This window comes from Martinezella sp. CNPSo 3795, from assembly GCF_057784475.1.
In genome coordinates this window covers 271859-294075 of record NZ_JBXSOQ010000005.1, presented here as the reverse complement: position 1 = coordinate 294075, position 22217 = coordinate 271859, and the positions used below count along the sequence as shown (strand labels likewise).

General features: G+C 60.6%; 26 protein-coding genes. 11 read left to right on the top strand and 15 right to left on the bottom strand.

The window, feature by feature from the left end; all coding sequences use genetic code 11:
* Positions 1–73: 73 nt before the first annotated feature.
* Together cysK and AC13QY_RS17110 are read right to left on the bottom strand one after the other, a co-directional pair.
* On the bottom strand, positions 74–1042 hold the full coding sequence (gene cysK, locus AC13QY_RS17115) for a cysteine synthase A (RefSeq protein ID WP_145322177.1): 969 nt from the start codon (positions 1040–1042) through the stop codon (positions 74–76).
* Positions 1043–1178: 136 nt separating this feature from the next.
* On the bottom strand, positions 1179–1796 hold the full coding sequence (locus AC13QY_RS17110) for a LysE family translocator (RefSeq protein WP_152095606.1): 618 nt from the start codon (positions 1794–1796) through the stop codon (positions 1179–1181).
* Between the two features lie 129 nt (positions 1797–1925).
* On the opposite strand from AC13QY_RS17110, the gene AC13QY_RS17105 reads away from it, so the two are divergent.
* Genes AC13QY_RS17105 through AC13QY_RS17095 form a run of 3 tightly spaced genes read left to right on the top strand, consistent with a single transcriptional unit; the run spans position 1926 to position 3764 of the window.
* Positions 1926–2483, top strand: coding sequence for a cysteine hydrolase family protein (locus tag AC13QY_RS17105; RefSeq protein ID WP_145322182.1), 558 nt, complete (start codon positions 1926–1928; stop codon positions 2481–2483).
* A 22-nt stretch (positions 2484–2505) separates the two neighbouring features.
* Positions 2506–3138, top strand: a complete 633-nt coding sequence (locus AC13QY_RS17100; RefSeq protein WP_113329929.1) for a LysE family translocator — start codon at positions 2506–2508, stop codon at positions 3136–3138.
* Positions 3138–3764 carry a hypothetical protein gene (locus AC13QY_RS17095; RefSeq protein WP_152093810.1) on the top strand — a complete coding sequence of 209 codons (627 nt, stop codon included), beginning with the start codon at positions 3138–3140 and terminating at the stop codon, positions 3762–3764. Before AC13QY_RS17100 ends, AC13QY_RS17095 begins: the two co-directional genes overlap by 1 nt.
* Before the next feature lie 2 nt (positions 3765–3766).
* Here AC13QY_RS17095 and AC13QY_RS17090 read toward each other — a convergent pair whose 3' ends face one another.
* Positions 3767–4069 (bottom strand): NIPSNAP family protein, encoded by a 303-nt coding sequence (locus AC13QY_RS17090; RefSeq protein ID WP_113329931.1) that lies wholly within the window; start codon positions 4067–4069, stop codon positions 3767–3769.
* Positions 4066–4980, bottom strand: coding sequence for a DMT family transporter (locus AC13QY_RS17085; RefSeq protein ID WP_152095605.1), 915 nt, complete (start codon positions 4978–4980; stop codon positions 4066–4068). The genes AC13QY_RS17090 and AC13QY_RS17085 overlap by 4 nt, the downstream gene beginning before the upstream one ends.
* Before the next feature lie 108 nt (positions 4981–5088).
* Between AC13QY_RS17085 and AC13QY_RS17080 the strand changes: the two genes are divergently transcribed.
* A complete protein-coding gene (locus AC13QY_RS17080) occupies positions 5089–5553 on the top strand; it encodes an Lrp/AsnC family transcriptional regulator (RefSeq protein ID WP_113351363.1) in 465 nt (154 codons plus the stop codon).
* A 77-nt stretch (positions 5554–5630) separates the two neighbouring features.
* On the opposite strand, the gene AC13QY_RS17075 is transcribed toward AC13QY_RS17080, so the two are convergent.
* Both AC13QY_RS17075 and dut read right to left on the bottom strand, forming a co-directional pair.
* Entirely contained in the window at positions 5631–6524 is an 894-nt protein-coding gene (locus AC13QY_RS17075; protein WP_152095604.1) for a GNAT family N-acetyltransferase, read from the bottom strand.
* Positions 6524–6994 carry a dUTP diphosphatase gene (dut, locus tag AC13QY_RS17070; protein WP_152095603.1) on the bottom strand — a complete coding sequence of 157 codons (471 nt, stop codon included), beginning with the start codon at positions 6992–6994 and terminating at the stop codon, positions 6524–6526. The genes AC13QY_RS17075 and dut overlap by 1 nt, the downstream gene beginning before the upstream one ends.
* A 91-nt stretch (positions 6995–7085) precedes the next feature.
* On the opposite strand from dut, the gene AC13QY_RS17065 reads away from it, so the two are divergent.
* A complete protein-coding gene (locus AC13QY_RS17065; protein WP_113329936.1) occupies positions 7086–8669 on the top strand; it encodes a peptide chain release factor 3 in 1584 nt (527 codons plus the stop codon).
* Between the two features lie 39 nt (positions 8670–8708).
* On the opposite strand, the gene AC13QY_RS17060 is transcribed toward AC13QY_RS17065, so the two are convergent.
* Both AC13QY_RS17060 and AC13QY_RS17055 read right to left on the bottom strand, forming a co-directional pair.
* The gene (locus AC13QY_RS17060; protein ID WP_488493682.1) at positions 8709–9536 is read right to left on the bottom strand and encodes a helix-turn-helix domain-containing protein; all 828 of its coding nucleotides are present in this window, start codon (positions 9534–9536) and stop codon (positions 8709–8711) included.
* A gap of 68 nt (positions 9537–9604) precedes the next feature.
* A complete protein-coding gene (locus AC13QY_RS17055) occupies positions 9605–9997 on the bottom strand; it encodes a nuclear transport factor 2 family protein (RefSeq protein WP_488493681.1) in 393 nt (130 codons plus the stop codon).
* A gap of 302 nt (positions 9998–10299) precedes the next feature.
* Here AC13QY_RS17055 and AC13QY_RS17050 point away from each other — a divergent pair, with 302 nt between their 5' ends.
* Positions 10300–11325 (top strand): iron ABC transporter substrate-binding protein, encoded by a 1026-nt coding sequence (locus tag AC13QY_RS17050; protein WP_488493680.1) that lies wholly within the window; start codon positions 10300–10302, stop codon positions 11323–11325.
* Between the two features lie 23 nt (positions 11326–11348).
* Entirely contained in the window at positions 11349–11879 is a 531-nt protein-coding gene (gene tsaA / locus AC13QY_RS17045) for a tRNA (N6-threonylcarbamoyladenosine(37)-N6)-methyltransferase TrmO (protein WP_152093803.1), read from the top strand.
* Between the two features lie 54 nt (positions 11880–11933).
* Here the strand turns inward: tsaA and AC13QY_RS17040 are convergent, their stop codons facing one another.
* The 3 genes from AC13QY_RS17040 to AC13QY_RS17030 all read right to left on the bottom strand — a co-directional run bounded on the left by AC13QY_RS17040 (position 11934) and on the right by AC13QY_RS17030 (position 14690).
* Positions 11934–12143: a TOBE domain-containing protein gene (locus tag AC13QY_RS17040; protein WP_145633587.1), complete on the bottom strand. Its 210-nt coding sequence runs from the start codon at positions 12141–12143 to the stop codon at positions 11934–11936.
* A gap of 64 nt (positions 12144–12207) precedes the next feature.
* Positions 12208–13722: a choline-sulfatase gene (betC, locus tag AC13QY_RS17035; RefSeq protein ID WP_488493679.1), complete on the bottom strand. Its 1515-nt coding sequence runs from the start codon at positions 13720–13722 to the stop codon at positions 12208–12210.
* Positions 13723–13742: 20 nt separating this feature from the next.
* Positions 13743–14690, bottom strand: a complete 948-nt coding sequence (locus tag AC13QY_RS17030) for a choline ABC transporter substrate-binding protein (protein ID WP_488493678.1) — start codon at positions 14688–14690, stop codon at positions 13743–13745.
* Positions 14691–14789: 99 nt separating this feature from the next.
* Between AC13QY_RS17030 and AC13QY_RS17025 the strand changes: the two genes are divergently transcribed.
* Positions 14790–15692 (top strand): choline sulfate utilization transcriptional regulator, encoded by a 903-nt coding sequence (locus AC13QY_RS17025; RefSeq protein WP_113351355.1) that lies wholly within the window; start codon positions 14790–14792, stop codon positions 15690–15692.
* A 10-nt stretch (positions 15693–15702) separates the two neighbouring features.
* On the opposite strand, the gene otsA is transcribed toward AC13QY_RS17025, so the two are convergent.
* On the bottom strand, positions 15703–17079 hold the full coding sequence (gene otsA, locus AC13QY_RS17020; protein WP_113329945.1) for an alpha,alpha-trehalose-phosphate synthase (UDP-forming): 1377 nt from the start codon (positions 17077–17079) through the stop codon (positions 15703–15705).
* Positions 17080–17130: 51 nt separating this feature from the next.
* Positions 17131–17925 carry a trehalose-phosphatase gene (gene otsB / locus AC13QY_RS17015; protein WP_113351354.1) on the bottom strand — a complete coding sequence of 265 codons (795 nt, stop codon included), beginning with the start codon at positions 17923–17925 and terminating at the stop codon, positions 17131–17133.
* A gap of 659 nt (positions 17926–18584) precedes the next feature.
* Between otsB and AC13QY_RS17010 the strand changes: the two genes are divergently transcribed.
* Positions 18585–19400 (top strand): class II glutamine amidotransferase, encoded by an 816-nt coding sequence (locus AC13QY_RS17010; protein ID WP_152093800.1) that lies wholly within the window; start codon positions 18585–18587, stop codon positions 19398–19400.
* On the opposite strand, the gene coaBC is transcribed toward AC13QY_RS17010, so the two are convergent.
* Entirely contained in the window at positions 19387–20598 is a 1212-nt protein-coding gene (gene coaBC / locus AC13QY_RS17005; RefSeq protein WP_113329948.1) for a bifunctional phosphopantothenoylcysteine decarboxylase/phosphopantothenate--cysteine ligase CoaBC, read from the bottom strand. The two genes, AC13QY_RS17010 and coaBC, sit on opposite strands and share 14 nt — an antisense overlap.
* Between coaBC and AC13QY_RS17000 the strand changes: the two genes are divergently transcribed.
* Entirely contained in the window at positions 20597–20830 is a 234-nt protein-coding gene (locus AC13QY_RS17000; protein ID WP_162746316.1) for a hypothetical protein, read from the top strand. The genes coaBC and AC13QY_RS17000 overlap by 2 nt on opposite strands.
* A 5-nt stretch (positions 20831–20835) precedes the next feature.
* Entirely contained in the window at positions 20836–21282 is a 447-nt protein-coding gene (locus tag AC13QY_RS16995) for a nuclear transport factor 2 family protein (RefSeq protein WP_488493765.1), read from the top strand.
* A 141-nt stretch (positions 21283–21423) separates the two neighbouring features.
* On the opposite strand, the gene AC13QY_RS16990 is transcribed toward AC13QY_RS16995, so the two are convergent.
* Entirely contained in the window at positions 21424–22188 is a 765-nt protein-coding gene (locus tag AC13QY_RS16990) for an SDR family oxidoreductase (RefSeq protein ID WP_488493677.1), read from the bottom strand.
* Positions 22189–22217 lie beyond the last annotated feature (29 nt).

Genomic DNA, 22217 nt, shown 5'->3' with positions numbered 1-22217 from the left:
GTCTCCAGCCGGCCTAAATGAAAAGGGGTGCCGAAACACCCCTTTTTCCAAATCAAGATGGCGAATGGCTTTGTCAGCCACCGAGACCCTCGAAGAGCGCCGTCGAGAGATAGCGCTCGGCGAAGGACGGGATGACGACGACGATAGTCTTGCCTTCGTTTTCGGGACGCTGGCCGATCTTGATAGCCGCCGTAAGCGCCGCGCCGGAGGAAATGCCGACCGGCACGCCTTCGAGCTTGGCGACGAGCCGCGCCTGCTGGAATGCCTCGTCATTGCTGACGGTCACTACCTCGTCATAGACATGCGTATCGAGAACTTTTGGTGCGAAGCCGGCGCCGATGCCCTGGATCTTGTGGGGTCCGGGATTGCCGCCGGACAGAACTGGCGAATCCGCCGGCTCGACCGCGATGACCTTGATGTCGGGCTTGCGTGCTTTCAGCACCTGGCCGACACCGGTGATCGTGCCGCCGGTGCCGATACCGGAAACGAAGATATCGACCTTGCCTTCGGTGTCGTTCCAGATTTCTTCGGCCGTCGTCTTACGATGGATTTCCGGATTGGCCGGATTTTCGAACTGCTGCGGAATAATCGCATCCGGCAGCGACGCGGCCAGCTCTTCGGCCTTGGCGATCGCGCCCTTCATACCCTTCGGTCCCTCAGTCAGCACCAGCTCGGCGCCAAGCAGCGCCAGCATCTTGCGACGCTCGATCGACATGGTTTCCGGCATGGTGAGGATCAGCCTATAGCCCTTGGCGGCAGCGGCAAAGGCGAGCGCAATGCCCGTGTTGCCCGAGGTCGGCTCGATCAGCACGGACCGGCCGGGAGCGATCTTGCCCTGGGCTTCCAGGCTCTCGATCATAGCGACGCCGATACGGTCCTTCACCGAAGCGATTGGATTGAAGAATTCGAGCTTTGCCAGGATGTTGGCCTTGACGCCCTTCTCCTTCGCCAGCTTGTCGAGGCGCACGATCGGCGTATCGCCGATAGTCTCGGTGATCGAGGCATAGACGCGGCCGCGGCCGGGTTTGCGGGTGTCGGACATGGGTAGCTCTCCCTATATTGGAATTATGCAATGACAATAGGATCAAACGCCCGCGGAAACCAGAGTGCGCAGCCGTTCCTCGCGTAAAGCACGTGAGAAAAGAATCTCATAACGGTCTTACTTGAGGATGTTTTTTTCAGGCGGTGCGCATGGCGATGAAGGCAGCGGTCGCGCCGAGGATGCTGGCGGCGACCCGGTTCAGGATCTGCAGCGCCCTCGGCTTCTTGAGAAAGGTGCGCGCTCGCGACGCCAGCAGCATATAGGGCACCAGAACGATCAGAAGGACGATGAAGGTCGCCGCCACCAGCGTCGCATATTCACGCAGCCCGATGCTGCCGATATCGATCAGGGTCGGCACCAGCGCAACATAGAAAAGCATGGTCTTGGGGTTGCCGAGCGTGACAAGCAGGCCGGAGAGGAAGGACATGCCGGCGCTGTTCGATTTCTTCGCGGCGATATCGGCCGCAAGCAGGCCCGCCGTCCAGAGCTTCCAGGCGATATAGCCGAGATAAAGCGCACCGGCGATCTTGATGACGATGAAGACCTCGGTGAAGGTCTGCGCCACGAAGGCAAGCCCGAGGATGACGGCCGTCAGGTAGATCGTGTCGCCGAGCACGAGGCCGAGGCCCATGAAGAAGGTCTCGCGAAAGCCGGAGCCGAGGGCGCGCGCCACGATTGCCGTGATACCAGGACCCGGGATCGCAGCGGCGATGAAAAGGGCGCAGCAATAGGCAAACAAGGCCGCGAGAGTCATGGAATTCTCCTCCTAAGATGGTATTCGCTCTATCTCACCACCTTTGCGTTTTCAAGCGATTGCGCCGGTGCAGCGAACATATTACCAAGGCATTAACGCCGCGTCGCAACTGCTTTGCACAAGGATATCATGTCTTCCGCATTGCTCCTGATCGATCTTCAGAACTCCATCCTGACGGGCCTCGGCACGCCGGATCGTCAGCCCGTGATAGATGCCGCACTGGAGGGGGTTGTCACTAGGCTGGCGGCGCTGAAGCACAAGGCGCGTGCCGCCGGCATTCCCACCTTCATCGTCCAGCATGACGGCGGCCCCACCCATCGTTTGGCCAAACGCAGCGAAGGCTGGCAGTTGCGCCGGGAGATCGCGCCGGAAGCCGGCGATGCCGTCGTGCACAAGACGAGCTGTGATTCCTTCTTCGAGACGGATCTGGAGGCAAAGCTGCGAGCGCGTGGCGTCACTCATCTCATCGTCGGCGGCTGCATGACGCAGTTCTGCGTCGATACGACCGTGCGGCGCGCCGTCTCACTCGGTTTCGATGTCTCGCTGATCTCCGACGGACACACCACGGCGGATATGGGCAAACTGAGCTTCGAAGAGATTGTCACCCACCACAATATGCTGCTTGACGGCTTCGATGCCGGGCCGCATGAAATCAAGCTGGTCGCATCCACCGAAATCTCCTTCTGAAGCCCTTCCTGCCGGAGCCTCCATGCCGCATCTGACCAGCATGATCACCTTTGCCCTGATCGCTCTCGGCATGGTGCTGACACCCGGGCCGAACATGATCTATCTGGTGTCGCGCTCCATCTCGCAGGGACCTGCGGCAGGCCTGATCTCCCTTGGCGGTGTCGCCTGCGGCTTCCTCTTTTACATGCTCTCGGCCGCACTCGGCATTACCGCTTTCGTCTTTGCCGTGCCTTTTGCCTATGATGCGCTGAGGCTGGCGGGTGCCGCCTATCTTGGATGGCTCGCCTGGAATGCGCTGAAACCCGGTGGCCGTTCGGCCTTTCAGGTGCGCGAGCTGCCGAAGGATAGCGCGCGCCGGCTCTTCACGATGGGGCTGGTGACCAGCCTGCTCAATCCGAAAGTGGCGATCCTTTATTTGTCGCTGCTGCCGCAGTTCGTCGATCCTAGCGCCGGCAGCGTCTTCACCCAGTCGATCATTCTCGGCTTTGCACAGATCATCATCAGCGTGACATTCAATGCTATCTTCGCGCTGAGTGCCGGCTGGATCGCGATGTTCCTCACCCGCCGTCCGTCCTTCGCGCTGGTGCAGCGCTGGCTCATGGGCACTGTGCTTGCCGGGCTCGCTGTGCGCATGGCTTTTGAGGCTCAGCGCTAATGCGAGTTGTGACAACAGCAGTCACCGCCGGTCTTCTGATGTTAGCAACCTTCGCGCCGCCTACCTCGGCAGCGGAGAAGGACGTGCAGACGATCGTCTTCATGCGCCATGGCGAAAAGCCGGAAGCAGGTCTCGGCCAACTGAGCTGCCAAGGTCTCAACCGGTCTTTGGCTCTGCCCTCGGTGCTAAGCAAGCTCTTCGGCAAGCCTGCTGCGATCTTTGCGCCGGATCCGTCGAAGCGAAAGGACGATTCTGGCACTTCCTACGATTACATCCGGCCGCTCGCGACTATCGAACCGACGGCAATTGCCTTTGGAATGCCTGTCGATACCAGCTTCGGCTATAAGGATATCGATGATCTGAAAGCCGAGCTGAAGAAGCCTGCCTATGCCGGCAAGCTGATCTTCGTCGCCTGGGAGCATAAGCAGATCGTCGATCTCGCCCGCCAGCTGATGAGCGAGAATGGTGGCGATGAAAAAGCGGTGCCGAAATGGCATGGCAAGGATTTCGACAGCCTCTATGTGCTGCGGATCGGCGGAGGCAAGGCGGGATCGGCGGCAACATTCGAAAAGATGGCGGAAGACCTCGACGGTCTCTCCGAAGTCTGTCCGAATCCGGCTAAGTAAACCTAGAACACCGGCCGCATGAAGCTGCGTTCGTAGCTGAGGATGCAGCGCGTTTCCTCGCCATAGGCAAGAGCTGCCTGGCACTCCGCATCCTCGGGTATTTTCAGCCGATATTCCTCATAGGCAGCAAGGCTCGGGAAGCTGAAGAGCGCCAAGGCGATGTTGCTGGCGCCTTCATGCGGCATGAAATAGCCGTGATGCGTGCCGCCCATACGGTTGACCAGCGGAATCCAGAGCTTGGCGTAATGCTCGAACTGGGCAAGCTTGTAAGGGTCGATGACGTAGCGCAGATAGCAGGTGATCATTCGGCGGCTCCCTTGGAAACATGGTGGTTTCTATTCCAGCGCAGGGGGATCGTCCATCCCAGATTCATGCCGGCAGCAGCCGCGAGAATGATGACCGCGCCAAGGATTTGAGCGATGCCAAGCACATGGCCGAAGGCGAAACGGTCGACCACGATGGCGGCGATTGGATAGACGAAGGAGAGCGCCCCCGTCAGATGCGTCGGCAGCTTCTGAATGGCGCCATAGAGCAGCACATACATCAACCCGGTATGGACCACGCCCATGGTGACGAGGATCGACCATCCCCCGGCATCCTGGGGTGCGGCCGAGAAATCGGTAAAGGGCGCCAACATGAGGATGCCAGTAGAGACCTGTATGAGCGCGATCAGGTGTGGCGGCGTGCCTTTCAGCCATTTGGCGGCGATCGCCGCCAGCGCATAGAAGAAGGCCGCACCCAGCGAAAGCAGGATGCCGATCGCATAGCTTCCACCACTCGCTGCCCCCGCCGGCTTGCCTTCGACGATCACGGCCATGCCGGCAAAGGCGAGGCCTAACCAGAAGAGCTTGGTGAAAGTGATCCGCTCGCCGAGGAACAGAGCGCCGAGCCCCAACAGCATGAAGGGCTGTGTGTTGTAGACGGTCGTGGCGATGGAAATGGAGGCGTGGGAATAGGCCGCGAAAAGCAGCAGCCAGTTGAGCACGATGGCGATCCCGCCACCGACGGCGATGGAGAATGTCTTCAGATTGAGGATGCCGGGACGCAGCAGGCCCATGGTCCCGCAGATAACGAGCAGTGTCAGCGCCCCGAAGAAGCAGCGCCAGAAGACGACGCCAGTCACGGCTTGCCCGGATATCAGCACGAACCAGCCGATGGTGCCTGAAATCAGCATCGCCGCCGTCATTTCCACCGTGCCGCGCTTAATCTCGCTCATTGCCTTTGCTCCCGTCTATCTACGCCAATCATATTGCGGTATCGGAGCCGGTGATATAGGTTTAGTAAGGCAATAGAGCTCATATGCCTAAATAAATGAGGGTGAATGATGGGTGTTCCTAATGCAAGCCTGGGTCTGGATGAGATCGATCAGCGGATGCTGGAGTCGCTGGCGCGCAATGCCCGCATATCGCTGAAGGAACTGGCGGAAGCGGCCGGCCTGTCGTCGCCGAGTGCGGGGGAACGTCTGCGGCGCTTGGAGGAGCGCGGCATCATCTCGGCCTTCACCGTCGATATCGCGCCGGAGGCGATCGGCTATCCCCTGCAGGCGATCGTCCGCATTCGGCCTCTGCCTGGCCAGCTGCATGTCGTCGAGCGGATCATTCAGGAGACGCCCGAATTCATCGAATGCGACAAGGTCACCGGCGACGATTGTTTCATCGGGCGCCTGGTGGTGCGGTCGATGAGCGAGCTCGATGGGATATTGGACAAGATCACCGAGCGGGCCGAGACGAACACATCGATGATAAAGGCGACACCGGTCAAGCGCCGGCTGCCGCCGCTTTCGCGCTAGAGCAATCCTTGGGAAAGTGGGCAGCAGTTTTCCGTTGGGAATTGCAGAATCCAACAAGCTAGAGCCGCTTAACGGCTCTAGAATTCCGCCATGGGCGAAAGCATGAGCGGCCCGGCAATATCATGGGCCGCTTTACCGCGTGCCATTAGCGTCGTGTAACCTTCGTAGGGCTGCAGCGATACCGGGCAATCCAGCCGATCCGGTGAAAAGCAGATCTCGATGCGATCGGGTTCGATATCAAGCGCGGACAGGATGGTCGCCAGAGAGGGGATGGCCGTTGCCACGACATCGAGAAGCCAGAGAGTCGCGCCGTCGAACGTCCATGCGATGACCACGTCATCCCCCAATGCCGTCAGGCGGATCGCGGCGTTAAAGGAGGCATTCAGCAGAAACATCTCCGTCTGTCTGACAACGGCAAATTGGGCAGAGACCGGCTGCCGGTTTTGCAGCAGCGTCTTGATCAGGCGCAGATCATCGGGCGCTTCGAGCGACAGTTGCCGGGCAGCCGAGTCGGCTTTTCCAAACTTCGGCATCTCCGCGACGAAGACATGTTGCGGTAGAGAGCGAAAGCCGTAACGCGCATAAAGCGCAGGCTTGTCGGTGAGCAGGAGATCGAGCTCGTAGCCCTCCGCCTGGGTGCGAGCAAAGGCACGCTGCATGAGATCGCGATAGAGCCCGCGCCCACGCCATTCAGGCCGCACCGCGCCAGACTGATATCCCGCTGCCCTGACGGCACGGCCGTTGACGATCAGCGGCATGGAGAAGGCGGTGAAATTGGCGATGCAACGGCGATCGGCATCGAAATAGCCAAACGGCATGCTTGTGGGATCAGGGCCACCCAATCGATCCTGAATACCGACGTCGATGGAGAACGTATCTTCAAGCAGGTCGACAAGACCCTTCCACGCAGCTGGATCGCCGAAATAGTCCTGTCGTAAGGTCAGGCCATGCGTCTGGGCAATCTCCGACATCACACGCCGGTCGAGCCGAAACCGCCTGCGCCGCGCGTGGTTTCGCTGATCTCCGCAATCTCGGCGATACGCACCTGCATGACTGGCGCTATAACCATCTGCGCGATGCGCATGCCGCGGGTGATCTCGAACGGCTCCTCGCTAAGGTTGGCCAGCAGCACCTTCACTTCGCCGCGATAGTCGCTGTCAACCGTGCCGGGCGAGTTCAGGCAGGTAATCCCATGCTTGAAGGCAAGCCCTGAACGCGGGCGGATCTGCGCCTCGAAGCCTTCAGGAACTTCGAAGACAAAACCCGTTGGAACGAGAATCCGATTCCACGGTGCGATCGTCAGCGTCGCACCGTCGTCGATGGCAGCGCGCAGGTCCATACCGGCCGCGCCCTTGGTTTCGTAGGCGGGTAGTTCCAGGCCCTCCCCATGCGGCAGGCGGACGAGGTTCAGGGTCGGAGTGATGTCGGTGTGAATGGTCATACGGCAATAGTTTGCGTTTGAAAGCCGGAGGTCAATTGCATTTGGGGCTTTGAGTCGCTAGATACGGCCGCAATTCACAGGATTCACACGCATGGCTGAAAGTCTCGCCGAGGCGGTTTCCCGCCGCCGCACATTCGCTATTATCGCTCACCCGGACGCGGGCAAGACAACGCTCACCGAAAAGTTGCTGCTGTTCGGCGGCGCCATTCAGCTCGCCGGCGAAGTCAAGGCGAAGAAGGATCGCATGCAGACGCGCTCCGACTGGATGAAGATCGAGCGCGAGCGCGGCATCTCGGTCGTGACCTCCGTCATGACCTTCGAATATGAAGGCAATGTCTTCAACATCCTCGATACGCCCGGTCACGAAGACTTCGCCGACGATACCTACCGCACGCTGACGGCCGTCGACGCCGCGGTCATGGTCATCGACGCCGCCAAGGGTATCGAGCCGCGAACGCTGAAGCTGTTCGAAGTCTGCCGCATGCGCGACATCCCGATCATCACCTTCATCAACAAGATGGACCGCGAAAGCCGCGATCCCTTCGAAATTCTCGATGAAGTCGAAGAGAAGCTGGCGCTGGATACGGCTCCGGTCACTTGGCCGATCGGTCGCTCCAAGACTTTCTGCGGCTCCTACCATCTGGCCGACAATACGGTGCGCGGTTCCGATACCGAGGTCGAGGCGACCAAGGTGAACGGCCCACAGGCGGTCGCCGACCGGCTGCCGGAAAACGAGCGCCAGGCCTTTATCGACGAGACGGAACTGGCGATCGAAGCCTGCCGCCCCTTCGATCGGGTCTCCTTCCTCGAAGGCCACATGACACCCGTCTTCTTCGGCTCGGCGCTGCGCAACTTCGGCGTTCGCGATCTCATCAATGCGCTCGGTGCATTCGCGCCGCCGCCGCGCGATCAGGTCGCCGACATCAGGACGGTGCACGCCACCGACGACAAGATGACGGCCTTCGTCTTCAAGATCCAGGCCAACATGGACCCGAACCACCGCGACCGCATCGCCTTTGCCCGCATCTGCTCCGGCAAGCTGGAACGCGGCATGAAGGCGCGGCTGTCGCGCACCGGTAAGCAGCTCGGTCTCACCGCGCCGCAATTCTTCTTCGCCTCGCAGCGCCAGCTAGCCGATACCGCCTATGCCGGCGATGTCGTCGGCATTCCGAACCACGGGACCCTGCGCATCGGCGATACGCTGACGGAAGGTGAATCGCTCGTCTTCCAGGGCGTGCCGAACTTCTCGCCGGAAATCCTGCGCCGTGTTCGTCTTGAAGATGCGATGAAGGCAAAGAAGCTCAAGGAAGCCTTGCAGCAGATGGCCGAAGAAGGCGTCGTGCAGCTCTTCTCGCCCGAAGATGGCTCACCCGCCATCGTCGGCGTCGTCGGCGCCTTGCAGCTCGATGTGCTGAAGGAGCGCCTGATGGCCGAATACGGCCTGCCGGTGTCGTTCGAAATGTCGCGCTTTTCGGTCTGCCGCTGGATCTCGGCCGACCAGTCCGCCGATCTCGAAAAGTTCGTCACCGCCCGTCGCGGCGACATCGCCCGCGATCTCGATGGCGATCCGGTCTTCCTCGCCCAGGACGGCTTCTCGCTGCGCTATGAAGCGGAACGTTACCCGGCTATCAAGATGGCCGCGATCAAGGAATATCACGCCGTCAAGGCGGCTTGATATCGAAGACGTTGCAGCCGCAGGCGACGAGCCTGTGGCTCACGGCGCTATTGTACTCATCAGCTCCGCGTAGCGCACCTCGGTGGCCTCATCCAGCGGAAACATGCATTCGACCCGCAGCTCCTGCGTCGTGATCATCTGCGCGGTGCCGACCGTCGTCACCAACGAGAAAAATCTCAGGACATGCCTGTCCTTCACGAAGGACAAAGGGATCAGCGGCGCATTCTCGATAGCCGGCGATGTCTGCCATTCGGAATTCACATCGGGGTAGGCGAGCAGATTATCGATCAGCTCCTTCGTCCGTCCGTCGATGACACGGCCAACGGACTCGCGGAAGACGCGCCCCAAAAGGCTTTCTGCCGTCTTCTCCCAATCCGCAATGAAGGGCCGCATGCCCAAGGGGTCGAACATGAGATGCAGGAGGTTACGCGGTTTTGGACGTGCAGCCATATCGGTGAACTGGTCGAAGAAGCGAAGCGCTGCATCATTAGTCATCAGCACATTCCAGTAGCGATCCATCACGATGGCCGGAAAAGGCTCGTGCTGGCGCAGCATGCGTTTAAGCGCATTGGTAATGCCCTGCATCTCCTGATCATCGAAGCTTCCTTCGGAATAGATCGGCGCATAGCCGGCGGCGAGCAGCAGCGTGTTGCGCTCGCGGAAGGGCACCTCCAGGGCATCGGCGAGACGCAACACATTCTGGCGGCCGGGCGTGCTCCTGCCGCTTTCGATGAAGCTGATCTGGCGCTGCGAAATGCCGGTGTCGAGCGAAAGCTCGAGCTGGCTCTTGCCACGCGTGTCGCGCCATGCACGTAGCTGCGGTCCCAACTCGTTTGGCAATCTCAGTTCTGCGGGGAACGAACTCATCCTGCAAAGCCTCGCTTCGTCCGTTTGGGCTGGCGGGGCCGTATTTGCGGCCCCGCCAGCCTCAGTTCTTATGAGAAGGCAACAGGTCCGACCGAACCGTACCAGTGGCGCACTTTCGTCGGGTCTTCCTCATCCATGTAGAAGAAGTGCGTCATGACCGGTTTGACCACCGCCTGCGTGCGATCATTCGGGCTCATTGTGACGGTTCCTCGGAACACCTTGAGCGATCCGGCGTCCCAATATTCGGTAACATCATGCAATGCGGTAAAGCCTGTGTCGATGAAGGCGCGCAGGTTCCGGCGAATGGTGTCGCGCCCCTTCCAGTCGGCAATGCCGAGATTGCATGTGGCGTCTTCCGCGAGGCAATTAAAGCCTTCGCCGAAGGTCTTGTCGTCGATTTCGCGCCAGAAGGCGAGCAGCCATTGCGGGGCTTCTGTCTTGGTGAATGACATGGTCGTCATGGAATTCTCCTAAGCCTGCCTTTGGAATGATGTCGTGGCCATCGACGTCATCCCGGAAGGCTTTCTTTCGTTGAAGGGCTGAAAAGCTCTTCCTGCAAGAAGATGGTCATTAGATACCCCGAGACGGATGCCGCTCTCAATTACATGCGATGTAATGAAAGCATGGTCCATGAGCTCTCAAGTCGAGGTGATTGGTTCGGATGCGTTTCATTTTGGAATAGTGCCATCGCGATGTTCCATCCGATATAGCGCTATGCCATAGTGCCGCCCCGAGGTCCCCTCGATCAGAATGAGCAGCTTTCATGATGAAATTTCTTGCGGTTCTTGCTCTGGCCGTTGTCGGCCTGATGCCGGTCGCAGCCGAGGCGCGAATCATCACCGATGCGGCCGGACGCACGGTATCTGTGCCGGATAAGATCAACCGCATTCTGGTGGCCGGGCCGCCGGCAACAGCGCTGGTCTATGTGCTGGCGCCCGAAAAACTGGTGGGTTGGGTTCATGCCCCTGATGATGCCGCCAAGGCCTATCTGAGGCCATCGGTGCGGTCGCTGCCGACAATCGGGCGCCTGACGGGCAAGGACGGCACGATCAGCACGCAGGCGGTCATCGATGCCAAGCCGGACATCATTCTCGATGCCGGCACGGTCGACCCGACCTACAAGGCGCTCGCCGACAAGGTGCAATCGGAAACGCACATTCCGTATATCCTTGTGGATGGCAGCTTCGCCCGCACGGCCGATACGCTTCGCGACGTCGGCGCACTGATCGGTGTCGAGGATCGTGCGAACAAGCTTGCCGACTATGCCGATTCAGCGATCAAGGATCTGAACGACAAGCTCGCGACGCTGCCGAACGATCCACGACCACGCGTCTATTATGGCCGTGGTGCCGATGGCTTGGAAACCGGGCTTTCCGGCTCGATCAATCTCGAGATCCTCGATGCCGTTGGCACGATGAATGTCGCCGCCGCTGCCGGCAAGGGCGGCCTCGCCAAGGTGACGCCGCAGCAGGTCGCCGGCTGGAACCCGGATATCATCATCGCCGAGAGCCCTGCCTTTGCCGCTTCGGTGAAAAGCGACCCGCAATGGGCCGGCATCAAGGCCGTCAAGGACGGCAAGATCTTCGTACCGCCGTCTCTGCCTTTCGGCTGGTTCGATTCCCCGCCCGGCGTCAACCGGCTGCTCGGCGTGCGCTGGATGGAGAAGTTGCTCTATCCGAAGCTCTTCCGCAGCGATTTTTCCGACGATGTGAAGGAATTCTACAAGCTGTTCTACCAAGTCGATCTGACCGACGATCAGCTGGCGGCATTGCTGAAGGGCATGAAGTAACCACTCTGATAAGGAAGGCGTTCATGGTCCGGGAGAACGAAATTCGCGAAAACGAGGTGGCTGTCGAGCCGCCCGCAGCCTCGGATGCCGGTCTCATCTTTATCGGCCGCATCTCGACACCCTGGACATCGCGCATGGAAACGCCGCGTCAGGGTCGGCACGACGGCCCGATCTGCCGGATCGAGATCTTCGAGCCCTGGGTGGCAGCGTTGAAGGGCGTGGATGTTTTCGAGCGGCTGGAGGTTCTCTATTGGCTGGATCGGTCTCGCCGGGATCTCGTGCTGCAGAGCCCGGCCAGCAACGGCAAGGTACACGGCACTTTTTCGCTGCGCTCGCCAGTACGGCCGAACCCCATCGGCACCTCTATCGTCAAATTGGAAGCGGTCGAAGGTGCCGTGCTGCTGGTGCGTGGCCTCGATTGCCTGGATGGTACGCCGCTACTCGATCTGAAGCCGGATCGCACTCTGTTCAAACCGATCGCGCCGCCACAGCCCGGAGATTTCCAGACCGGCGACGGCGAGACGGTGCATTACTGCCAGAAGCGCGATGCTTAATTGTTTCACGCAATTCCTGACGGAAAACCGCTGCGCACTTGTCCTGCAATTGCTTTAGTCGACTGCAACCATCACGTCAGACGCCTTGATCACGGCATAGGCTGAGGAGCCTACCGTCAGGCCCAACTCGTCGACAGCCTCGTTGGTGATCGAGGAGGTGACGATCGAGCCGTTGCCGATATCGATACGGACATGCGCCGTCGTCGCGCCCTTGGTGATTTCAACGATCTTGCCCTTGAGGCGGTTTCTAGCACTGATTTTCATGGATGTTTCTTCCTTGTGACCGGCGCGACAATATCGTCGTCTCCGGCGACCGGCCATCGAAATCCTATTCGCCGCGCGGATAGCGCTGGTTTTCCTCCAGCACGTTGAGGTCCATATGGTTGCGCATGTAGCGCTCCGAAGCCTTTTGCAGAGGCTGGTAGTCCCACGGGTAATAGGCGCCGTTGCGAAGCGCCGTGTAGACCACCCATCGCCGTGCTTGGCTTTCGCGCACGGCAGCGTCGAAACTTGCGAGATCCCAGCGGGCGATGGCCTGCGCCGTCAATCTCTCCAGCGTCTCCGCATAGGCCGGGTCGCCTGCCAGATTGGTCAGCTCCTTCGGGTCCGCGTCGATGTCGAAGAGCATCGGCGGATCCTTCTCGCAAAGGGTCAGCTTGTAATTGCCGTCGCGTAAGGCCACCAGCGGTGCTTCCGAGCCTTCCGCGGCATATTCCATCGGCACGGGACTGCGGCCTCCGGTTCCAAGAGCCAGCGGCGTCAAGTCCTCGCCATCGGTCCAGCGGCGCAGCGATGCGATGTCGATCCCGGCAAGGGCGGCAAGCGTCGGCGTCACGTCGAGCGTCGAAACTGGATGGTCGATCCGCTTCGGTTGCCAGCCGGGGGCTGCGATCATCAGCGGCACGCGGGCCGATCCTTCGAAGAAGTTCATCTTGAACCACAGGCCGCGCTCGCCGAGCATGTCGCCATGGTCGGAGACGAAGAGAATAATCGTGTTGTCGGCCATACGGCCGCGCTCGAGCGTGTCCAGGATCTCGCCGATCTTCTCATCGACATAGGAGATATTGGCGAAATAGCCGCGGCGTGCCCGGCGGATCTGTTCCGGCGTGATGTCGAAGGCGGTGTGGTCGCAGGCCTTCATCAGCCGCTGTGAATGCGAGTCCTGCCGTTCGAATGGAATTTCGCCGACTTCGGGATCGAGCGCCGGGCAATCTTCATAGAGATCCCAGAAGCGGCGGCGCGCGACATAGGGGTCGTGCGGATGCGTGAAGCTGACCGTCAGGCACCATGGCCTTTCGTCTTGGCGGCGGGAGAGATCGTAAAGCTTGCGGGTCGCGTGATAGGCAACCTCGTCGTCATATTCCATCTGGTTGGTGATCTCGGCGACACCTGCCCCGGTCACGGAACCGAGATTGTGATACCACCAGTCAATGCGCTCGCCGGGCTTCGTATAGTCCGGCGTCCAGCCGAAATCGGCGGGGTAGATGTCCGTCGTCAGCCGCTCCTCGAAACCGTGCATCTGATCCGGACCGACGAAATGCATCTTGCCAGAGAGTGCTGTCTGGTAGCCGGCGGCGCGCAGATGGTGGGCGAACGTCGGAATGTCCGAGCAGAATTCGGCGGCATTGTCATAGACGCGCGTACGGCTCGGCAGTTGACCGGACATGAAGGAGGCGCGTGCCGGCGCGCAGAGCGGGCTTGCCGTATAGCTATTGGCAAAGCGAACGGAGCGCTTCGCCAGGGCCTTCAGGACCGGCGCATGCAGGAACTCGGCCGGGCCGTCGGGGAAGAACGTCCCGTTGAACTGATCGACCATGAGGATAAGGATATTTGGGCGGGACATGCAGATGTCTTTCTTGCGGGTCAGAGGCCGATGGCGGCTTTGACGGCCTCGAGGCCAGGCTTGCCGTCGATAGTGGTGACGCCGGAAAGCCAGGGCGTCAAGGCGTCCGGATGCGCCTTCAGCCAGGCAGTGGCCGCATCCTTGGCGCTCTCGCCACCGAGGATCGATCCCATCAGCGAATTCTCCATGCCGATGTCGAAGGTTAGGTTATGGAAGAGCTTGGCGGCGTTCGGGCATTGCGCCGACCAGCCGGTGCGCGCCAGCGTGTAGACCTCGGCGCCGCCGTAATTCGCGCCGAAATAGACATCGCCACCGGAAAGATAAGCGATCTTGAAGCGCTCGTTCATCGGATGCGGCGCCCAGGCGAGGAAGACGATCGCCTGCTTGTCCTTCGATGCGCGCTCCACTTGCGACAGCATGGCCTGCTCACTCGATTCCACCAGTTCCCAACCCTTCAGGCCGAAGTCGTTAGCGTCGATCATCTTCTGGATATTGGCATTCGCGGGCGCGCCCGGCTCGATGCCGTAGATCTTGCGGCCGAAATCGTCGCCATACTTCTGCAGGTCGGAAAAATCCTTGATGCCCTTGTCGGCGACGTAGGTAGGAACGGCGAGCGTGAACTTCGCGCCCTGAAGGTTACGGTTTAGCACTTCGGCTGCCTTCGCCTTGTTGAGATCGTCGACGAAGGCCTTCTGCGCCGGCATCCAGTTGCCGAGGAAAACGTCGATCTCGCCTGTCTTCATCGCCTGGTAGCCGATGGGCACGGAGAGCGTCTTGATGTCGGGCTCGTAGCCGAGCGCGGTTAAGAGCACGCCGGTCACGCCGTTGGTCGAGGTGATATCGGTCCAGCCGGGGTCCGAAAGGTGGATCGTCTTGCAGCTGTCGCCATCAGCCCGGGCGATGCCGGCAAGGGAAAGGACGGAAAGAAGAGCGCCGGCGGCGAGCCGGCCCATTGCAGACATGCGCATGACGAAAGTTCCCTCTTGTTATTGGATTATTTTATTGAACATCACTAGAGTCGCCGCTGTGAAGCAGGCATTTTTCGATAGATGCCAAAAGGAAATTTTATGGCTGAACGTTTTGTCGATCTCGGTTGGCTGCGGATATTTCTGGAAGTGGGCCGCTCCGGCAGCCTCTCCGGCGCCGCTGCAGCGCTTGGCCTGACGCAACCGGCCGTCAGCTATCAGATCCGCCGCATCGAGGAGCAGATGGGTGTGCCCCTGTTTCGCCGCCAGCATCGCGGCGTTGTGCTCTCGCCGGAAGGGCAGCGCCTGTTCGAGATCGTCGAAAAATCCGTCGGCAGCGTCGACCATCTGGTGCGCAGTTTCCGCGCCGAGGCGGAACGGCCATCCGTTCGCCTGCGCACGGATTATGCTTTTTCCGCGCTGTGGCTCATTCCGCGCATGCATGCGTTCCGGTTGCTTCACCCAGAAGTGGATATCCAGATCGTCGCCACACAGCGGCTGGATCGTGGCGCGCCGGAAAGTGGCGATATCGCCGTCTTCTTCGGCACGCGCAGCGAATTCGGTCCCGCCGCCACCTTGCTTTTGCCGGAAAAGGTCGTGCCGATCTGTACCAGGGGTTTCGCGGAGCGTCACGGCCCGTTCACCGATCCCTCGCAGCTCGCAGGCACCACGCTCGTCCATCTCGATTCGGAGATGCCATCGCCCTGGTTCGACTGGGAAAGCTATCTTTCTGCCTTCGGCATTGCCCGCGACGCCTATGCCGGCCGCGGCGATCTGCGCTTCAACACCTATTCGCTGGTTGTGCAGGCAGCGCTCAGCGAGCAGGGCGTTGCCATTGGCTGGATGGGCCTTGTCGATTCTCTGCTTGCCGCCCGGACGCTAGTGACGGCCGGCCCGATGCTGGAGGCGCCGGAGCGCGGTTATTGGCTGCTGCCGCCGGCCGCCGCGAACCCGCAGGCGGAGCGGCTGGCGCAATGGCTGCTCACCGAAGCCGCCACCGGATGATCATCATGCTCTATTCCGCCGTAAGATCGGCAAGAAACGTCTCGCACCAGCGCGATACGTCATTTTCAAGCAGATAATCCATCATGCCGCGCCAGCGTTCCTGCCGCTCCTGCAGCGGCATGTTGATGGCGCGCGCCAGCGCATTGGCGGTGCCGTCGACATCATAGGGGTTGACCAGCAGAGCACCTTTTAGCTTGCGCGCCGCCCCGGCAAAGCGGGATAGCACCAGCACGCCGGGATTGTCCGGGTCTTGCGCCGCGACATATTCCTTGGCGACCAGATTCATGCCGTCGCGCAAGGGAGTCACCAGCCCGACCTTCGCAAGCCGGTAGAGGCCGGCCAGGATCGGGCGGCTGATCGAGCGGTTGATGTAGCGGATCGGCACCCAATCGACCGTACCGATCGCACCGTTGACCCGGCCGGCCTGTTCGGCGACCGCGTGCTGCATCGCCTCATATTCCGGCACTTCCGAGCGAGATTTCGGCGTGATCTGCAGATAGGTGACGCTGCGCCGATGCGCGGGATTGTTGGTAATGAAGCGCTCGAAGGCATCGATGCGCTGCGTGATGCCCTTGGAATAATCGAGCCGGTCGACGCCGAGGATCAGGTCGCGGCCTTCAATGCTTTGCCGCACCTTCTGCACCATGCTATGCGACGCGGCCCTGCGGGCAAATTCGGCAAAGCCCGCCGTCTCGATGCCGATCGAATAGGCGCCGCCGCGAAAGTCATGACCGTGCGCGCTGAAATGGCCGGGGCTTTTCTCGATGCCCATTCCCTCGCGCTTCAGGCAGCCTGCAAAGTTCTCAAGATCATGGTCCGTCTGAAAACCGAGCAGGTCGTAGGAAGAAAGGCCACGCATGATCTCCTCATGCACCGGCATGGCAAGCACGACATCCGCCGGCGGCCAGGGAATGTGCAGGAAGAAGCCGATACGGTTCTTCAAGCCCATCTGCCGCAGCTCTGCCGCCAGTGGAATGAGATGATAGTCGTGCACCCAAATAATGTCGTCAGGCTCGATCAGCGGTGCGAGCCGGTGGGCAAAGAAGCGGTTGACGCGGAAATAGCCGGTCATTTCCTTGCGGGCATATTCGGCGAGATCGAGCCGGTAATGACAGATCGGCCAGAGCACGCGGTTGGCAAAGCCCTGATAATATTCCTCGACATCGGTCTGGGTAAGATCGGTCAGCGCATAGGTGATGTTGCCGTCCTGCGTCATCTGCAGCGGCTCAGGCTCGACGTCGCCGCTCGATTTGCCGGACCAGCCCATCCAGATGCCGCCGCGCTCGGCAAGGGCTGCCTGCAACGCCACGGCAAGGCCGCCCGCAGCTGCTGCGCCCTTGTGATCGGGCACGGAAACGCGGTTGGAAACGATGATGAGACGACTCAACGGTAACTTCCTTTCGAGAAGGCTGGGATCGGTGTCGATGTGATCGACGGATTACTTGACGAGTGTTCCCAGCACGTCTCTTAAACGCGCAGGCGAGCCAATGGATGCACGCGCAAGCGTTTTTCCGTTGGCATCGCCGATGCGCACGGATTGGCCGCCGAGACGGTTGGCGGCGGCAAACATCGTCTCGTCGGTCACGTCGTCGCCGATCGCGACCGGGCGGCGCCCTTCGAAGGGCGTTTCGGCAAGAAACGCCTCGACGGCATGTCCCTTGCTGGCGTGGGAAGGGCAGATTTCGAGGACCATCTTGCCGCGCTGCAGATTCCAATCGGGACCGGCTTCCTCCAGATGGCGTTGCATGACTTCGCCGATTTCGGCCTCGTATGCGGGTGCGTGCCGAAAGTGAACCGCGACCGCAGCCCCCTTGTCCTCGACAATGGCGCCGGGCCAGGCGAGCGCTTCGTGCCGAATGACCTGCTTCATCTCCTGGAAGGCAGGCGGAATATGCGCGCGCCGCAGCCGTCCCGCCGCATCGCGGCGTTCCGCGCCATGCAAGCCGGCGACGGGAAAGCGGAATGGGGCAAAAAGGGGATCGACGAATTCGATGGCGCGGCCCGTCACCAAGGCGAGTGCGCCTCCAAGCTGACGAGAGAGCGCATGCAGCGTGCCGGGCAGATAGTCGGGCACGACGATCGCTTCCGGCATTTCGGCGAGATCGAGCAGGGTTCCGTCAATATCGAGGAACAAGGCCCAGTCCTGCGGATACAATGAGAGTGCGGTAAGGGCCGGCTCGTTCAGCGGCCTCTGTTTGGCTTCACCCTGTTCGGGCTGTTCCTGAGAAGACATGCTGGGTTAGCTAAGGCGCTCTTCTCGTTTGGCAAGGCAAAAAATAACAGCTCAAAATCAAAAGGGGCCGCCTTAAGCGACCCCCCATGAGCTTTGGCCCGTAACTGACCTGAAGCGGCGAACGCTTCGGGAAGGTGTTGATCAGAGCGAGGGCTGCCTCGCAACGCTCACAACCATTTCCATGCCGTATACAAAGACCGAAATCTCACTAGACATTGGATCACCTTCCTTTCGTTACGTTTCAGACAAGCTTAACGTAGCTCAAATTTGACTTGATGCAAGAGGCACGGCCTCGGGGAGCTTCACACTTATTGTCGCAGTGAAATGTGTTGCCCGCCGCATCTCGAGCAGAGCCCTGCCGTAGCGGCCTTCACGAAGAAAATGTTGCGATGCGAAACGTGAACGGACGAAGCGTCAAATATCTGTCATCTTGCGCTGCACGGGATGGAAAATTAAGACTTTATTACCCATTCCGCATAAACAATCGTCCTAGAGCCGGATGATTTTAGGTCGGCTCGACCTAAAATCTGAGCCGCTCTGGAATCGAAGAAGTAGAGCGTGATGTCGTCCGAAAACCGCCTACACTTTTCGGCATCACGCTCTGGATTTGCCATTCTCCCGCGGGACAGAAAGACAGCGGGAATCGGAGTAGAAGACGCATGTGTCGCTGGGCAGCCTATCGTGGAGACCCCCTCTATCTGGAGGAGCTGGTGTCTTCGCCCGCCCACTCCCTGATCGAACAATCCCATTGCGCCACGCGCGCCAAGACGGCGACCAATGGTGACGGCTTCGGCATCGCCTGGTATGGCGATCGGCCGGAACCGGGCCGTTACCGCGATATCCTGCCGGCCTGGTCCGATTGCAATCTGAAGAGCCTGGCGCGGCAGATCCGTTCGCCGCTCTTCCTCGCCCACGTCCGTGCTGCCACAGGCGGCGGCACACGCCGCGACAATTGCCATCCCTTTGTTTTCGAGAACTGGTCATTCCAGCACAACGGCCAGATTTCCAATTTCGACCGCCTGCGCCGGCCGATGGAAGCCATGCTCGACGACCGGCTGTTCCATGCCCGCAGCGGCACCACCGATTCCGAGCTCCTGTTCCTGCTGGCGATGCAATTCGGTCTCATGACAAATCCGACGGCGGCGATCGCTCAGACCATCGGCTTCGTCGAAGGCCTGTCGCTGCATCTGACGGGTTCGGTACTGGTGCGCTTCACGGCGGCCTTCTCCGACGGTAAGTCGCTCTACGCCATCCGCTATGCGACCGATCGCAAGGCGCCGACGCTGTATGCCTCTCCGGTCGGGTCAGGCTATTGCCTCGTGTCGGAGCCGCTGAACGACGATGTCGATGCCTGGCGCGAGATCCCCGATGGCAGCGCCGTTCTGATCGACGATACGGGCGTCCATGTCACGCCCTTCCAGCCGGAAGAGCATGCCGCCGGAGAGATCCGGACGCCGGCTGCTATTCCTGCTTGAGCTGTTCCGATATCAGCGCCGCCAGCCGCACCGCCACCTCATCCTTGTCGAGATCCGGCCACTGCTCCACGCCGTGATGGCTGATAATCTTCACGCGGTTGCGCGTGCCGCCCATGATGCCGGTTGCGGGCGAGACGTCGTTGGCGACGATGAAGTCGGCGCCCTTGCGCTCCAGCTTCGCACGGGCATTGCTCTCGACATCCTGGGTTTCGGCCGCAAAGCCGATGACGAGTTTCGGCCGCTGTGTATGATGGCCGACGGTTTTCAATATGTCCGGATTTTCGGTGAGCGCCAGCGTTGGGATCGATTCGCCTGGATGCTTCTTGATCTTCTGATCGGAAGCGGAAGCGACGCGCCAGTCCGCGACCGCGGCCACCATGACGGCGATATCGGCCGGCAGAGCAGCCAGAACGGCATCGCGCATCTCGTCTGCCCGTTCGACGTGGATCACGTTGAGACCGACCGGATCGGGTATGGTGACCGGGCCGGAGACGAGCGTGACATCGGCGCCGAGCGCAGCAAGCGCCGCTGCGATGGCATGGCCCTGCCGTCCTGACGAGCGGTTGGCGATGTAGCGCACGGGATCGATCGGTTCATGCGTCGGCCCGGAGGTGACGACCGCCTTCCTGCCGGCAAGCGGCTTGGTGCCGTCATCCAGCCGACGCTCGACGGCGGCGGCGATATCGAGCGGCTCCGCCATCCGGCCAGCGCCGCTCTCGCCGCTCTCGGCCATTTCGCCGGTCATAGGACCGACGAAGGCGATGCCGTCGCTGCGTAGAGTTTCGACGTTGCGCCTGGTGGCGGGATGGGCCCACATCTTCGGGTTCATCGCGGGGGCTGCGAGGACTGCCCGGTCGGTGGCGAGCAATATGGTCGAGGCGAGATCGTCGGCCAGCCCGTTCGCCATCTTGGCGAGCAGATCGGCAGTCGCTGGCGCGATCAGCACGAGATCACAGTCGCGCGCCAGCCTGATATGGCCGACATCTTGCTCGTCCTCTCGCGAAAACAGATCGGTGAAGACATGGTCGGCGGCCAGCGCGCCGACGGCAAGCGGCGTGATGAACTGCTGCGCACCGGCCGTCATGACCGGCCGGACGCTTGCGCCGCGCTCGCGCAGCCGGCGGATGAGATCGAGGCTTTTATAGGCCGCGATACCGCCGGAGATAATGAGAAGGATGCGCTTTCCTGCGAGAACCATGCCTGAACCCGTCGCCTGTTCTTTTGCCGACAAGCCTAAGCCTTTGGTGTGTCATAGGCAATCGCCGCGTGCTTCCATCGAGCTCGGCGTGTCGGTGATTGCGATGCGGGCGATCGGATTTTTTGGCTATTTGCAGCCAATGATCACGCCGGCATCACCGACTTGTCATTTGCGGGCATCTTCGCCCTCGACGAAAGTGAACGTGTTAACGACCAAAGGAGCAACGCTTTGAAACTGATGAAAGTCGCGGTCATCGCCCTGCCAATCATGACTGCCGCCATGCCGGCCTTTGCCGAGCGTGCCTATTCACCACAGGAGCAGAAGAACAAGGAAATCGTTCTGGACTTCTACCAGAAGGCGCTGAACGACAAGGATTTCGACGCGGCTTCCAGGTATCTCGGCAAGTACATCCAGCATAATCCTCTTGCCGCCGATGGCCCCGAAGGCCTGCGCGGTTTCCTGGAGTACCTAAAGAAAAACTATCCGCAGTCGAAGAGCGAGATCAAGCGCGTGATGGTCGATGGCGATTATGTGATCCTGCGCGTCCACGCCATTCGCCAGCCGGGCGACCGCGGCAGCGCCATCGTCGATATCTTCCGCGTCGAGGACAACAAGATCCAGGAACATTGGGACTCGGTGCAGCCGATCCCCGAGACCTCGAAGAACAGCAATACGATGTTCTGAGCGGAAAGCCGTGGGGGAATAGAATTCGCGGCTCATGCAAAGCATTCCGGCGACATGATCTCGCAACCGTTTCATATGTCGCGGGATCATGTCCGCGTTCCGAAGCTGCCGGCGCGATCATTGCGTCGGCAAAACACTCGGTCAGGTTCGCGTAATCGACAGGCCGCCGTCGACGAGCGATGCCGTGCCGCTCACGAAGCTTGCGTCATCGGAGGCTAGATAAAGGACCGAGCGGGCAATCTCCTCCGGGCCGGCGACGCGCTTCAGCGCATGCAGATTGGTTATGAAAGCCTGCTTTTCGGCCGTGTTGTTCATATCACGATACATATCGGTATCGACCGCGCCTGGCAGGAGGGCATTGACGCGGACATTCTGCGGGCCGAATTCGGCGGCGAGCGTTTGCGTCAGGCCGATCAGGCCGGATTTGCTGGCGGCATAGGCGGCGACGCCCGGGAAGCTGGCCGTGTGGCCGACAAAGGTCGACGTGAAAATCACGGAACCACCGCCGTGCTTGATCATTTCGCCGATTTGGTGCTTGGCGGCTAGGAAGGACGCGGTGAGGTTGATCGTCAGCGCTTCGGAAAAGCCTGCCTCCGAAACCTCGGTGCTGGGACCGGCCTCGCCGAGCGTGCCGGCATTGTTGAAGGCAATATCAAGCTTGTCGTAACGCTCGACTGCAAGGGTGACCAGCGCCTTGTGATAGTCTTCCGAGCGCACATCGCCGGCCAAGACGGTTGCTTCTCCGCCGGCCGCCTTGATCTCAGCGGCAAGGCTTTCCAGCTCTGCAACACGGCGAGCGCCGACGACAACCTTTGCGCCTTCGGCGGCAAAGAGCTTTGCCGTGGCGCGGCCGATGCCGGAGCTGGCGCCGGTGATGATTGCGACTTTTCCATTCAAACGGTTCATTGTTCCATCTCCTGTGTGAGGACGTGTCT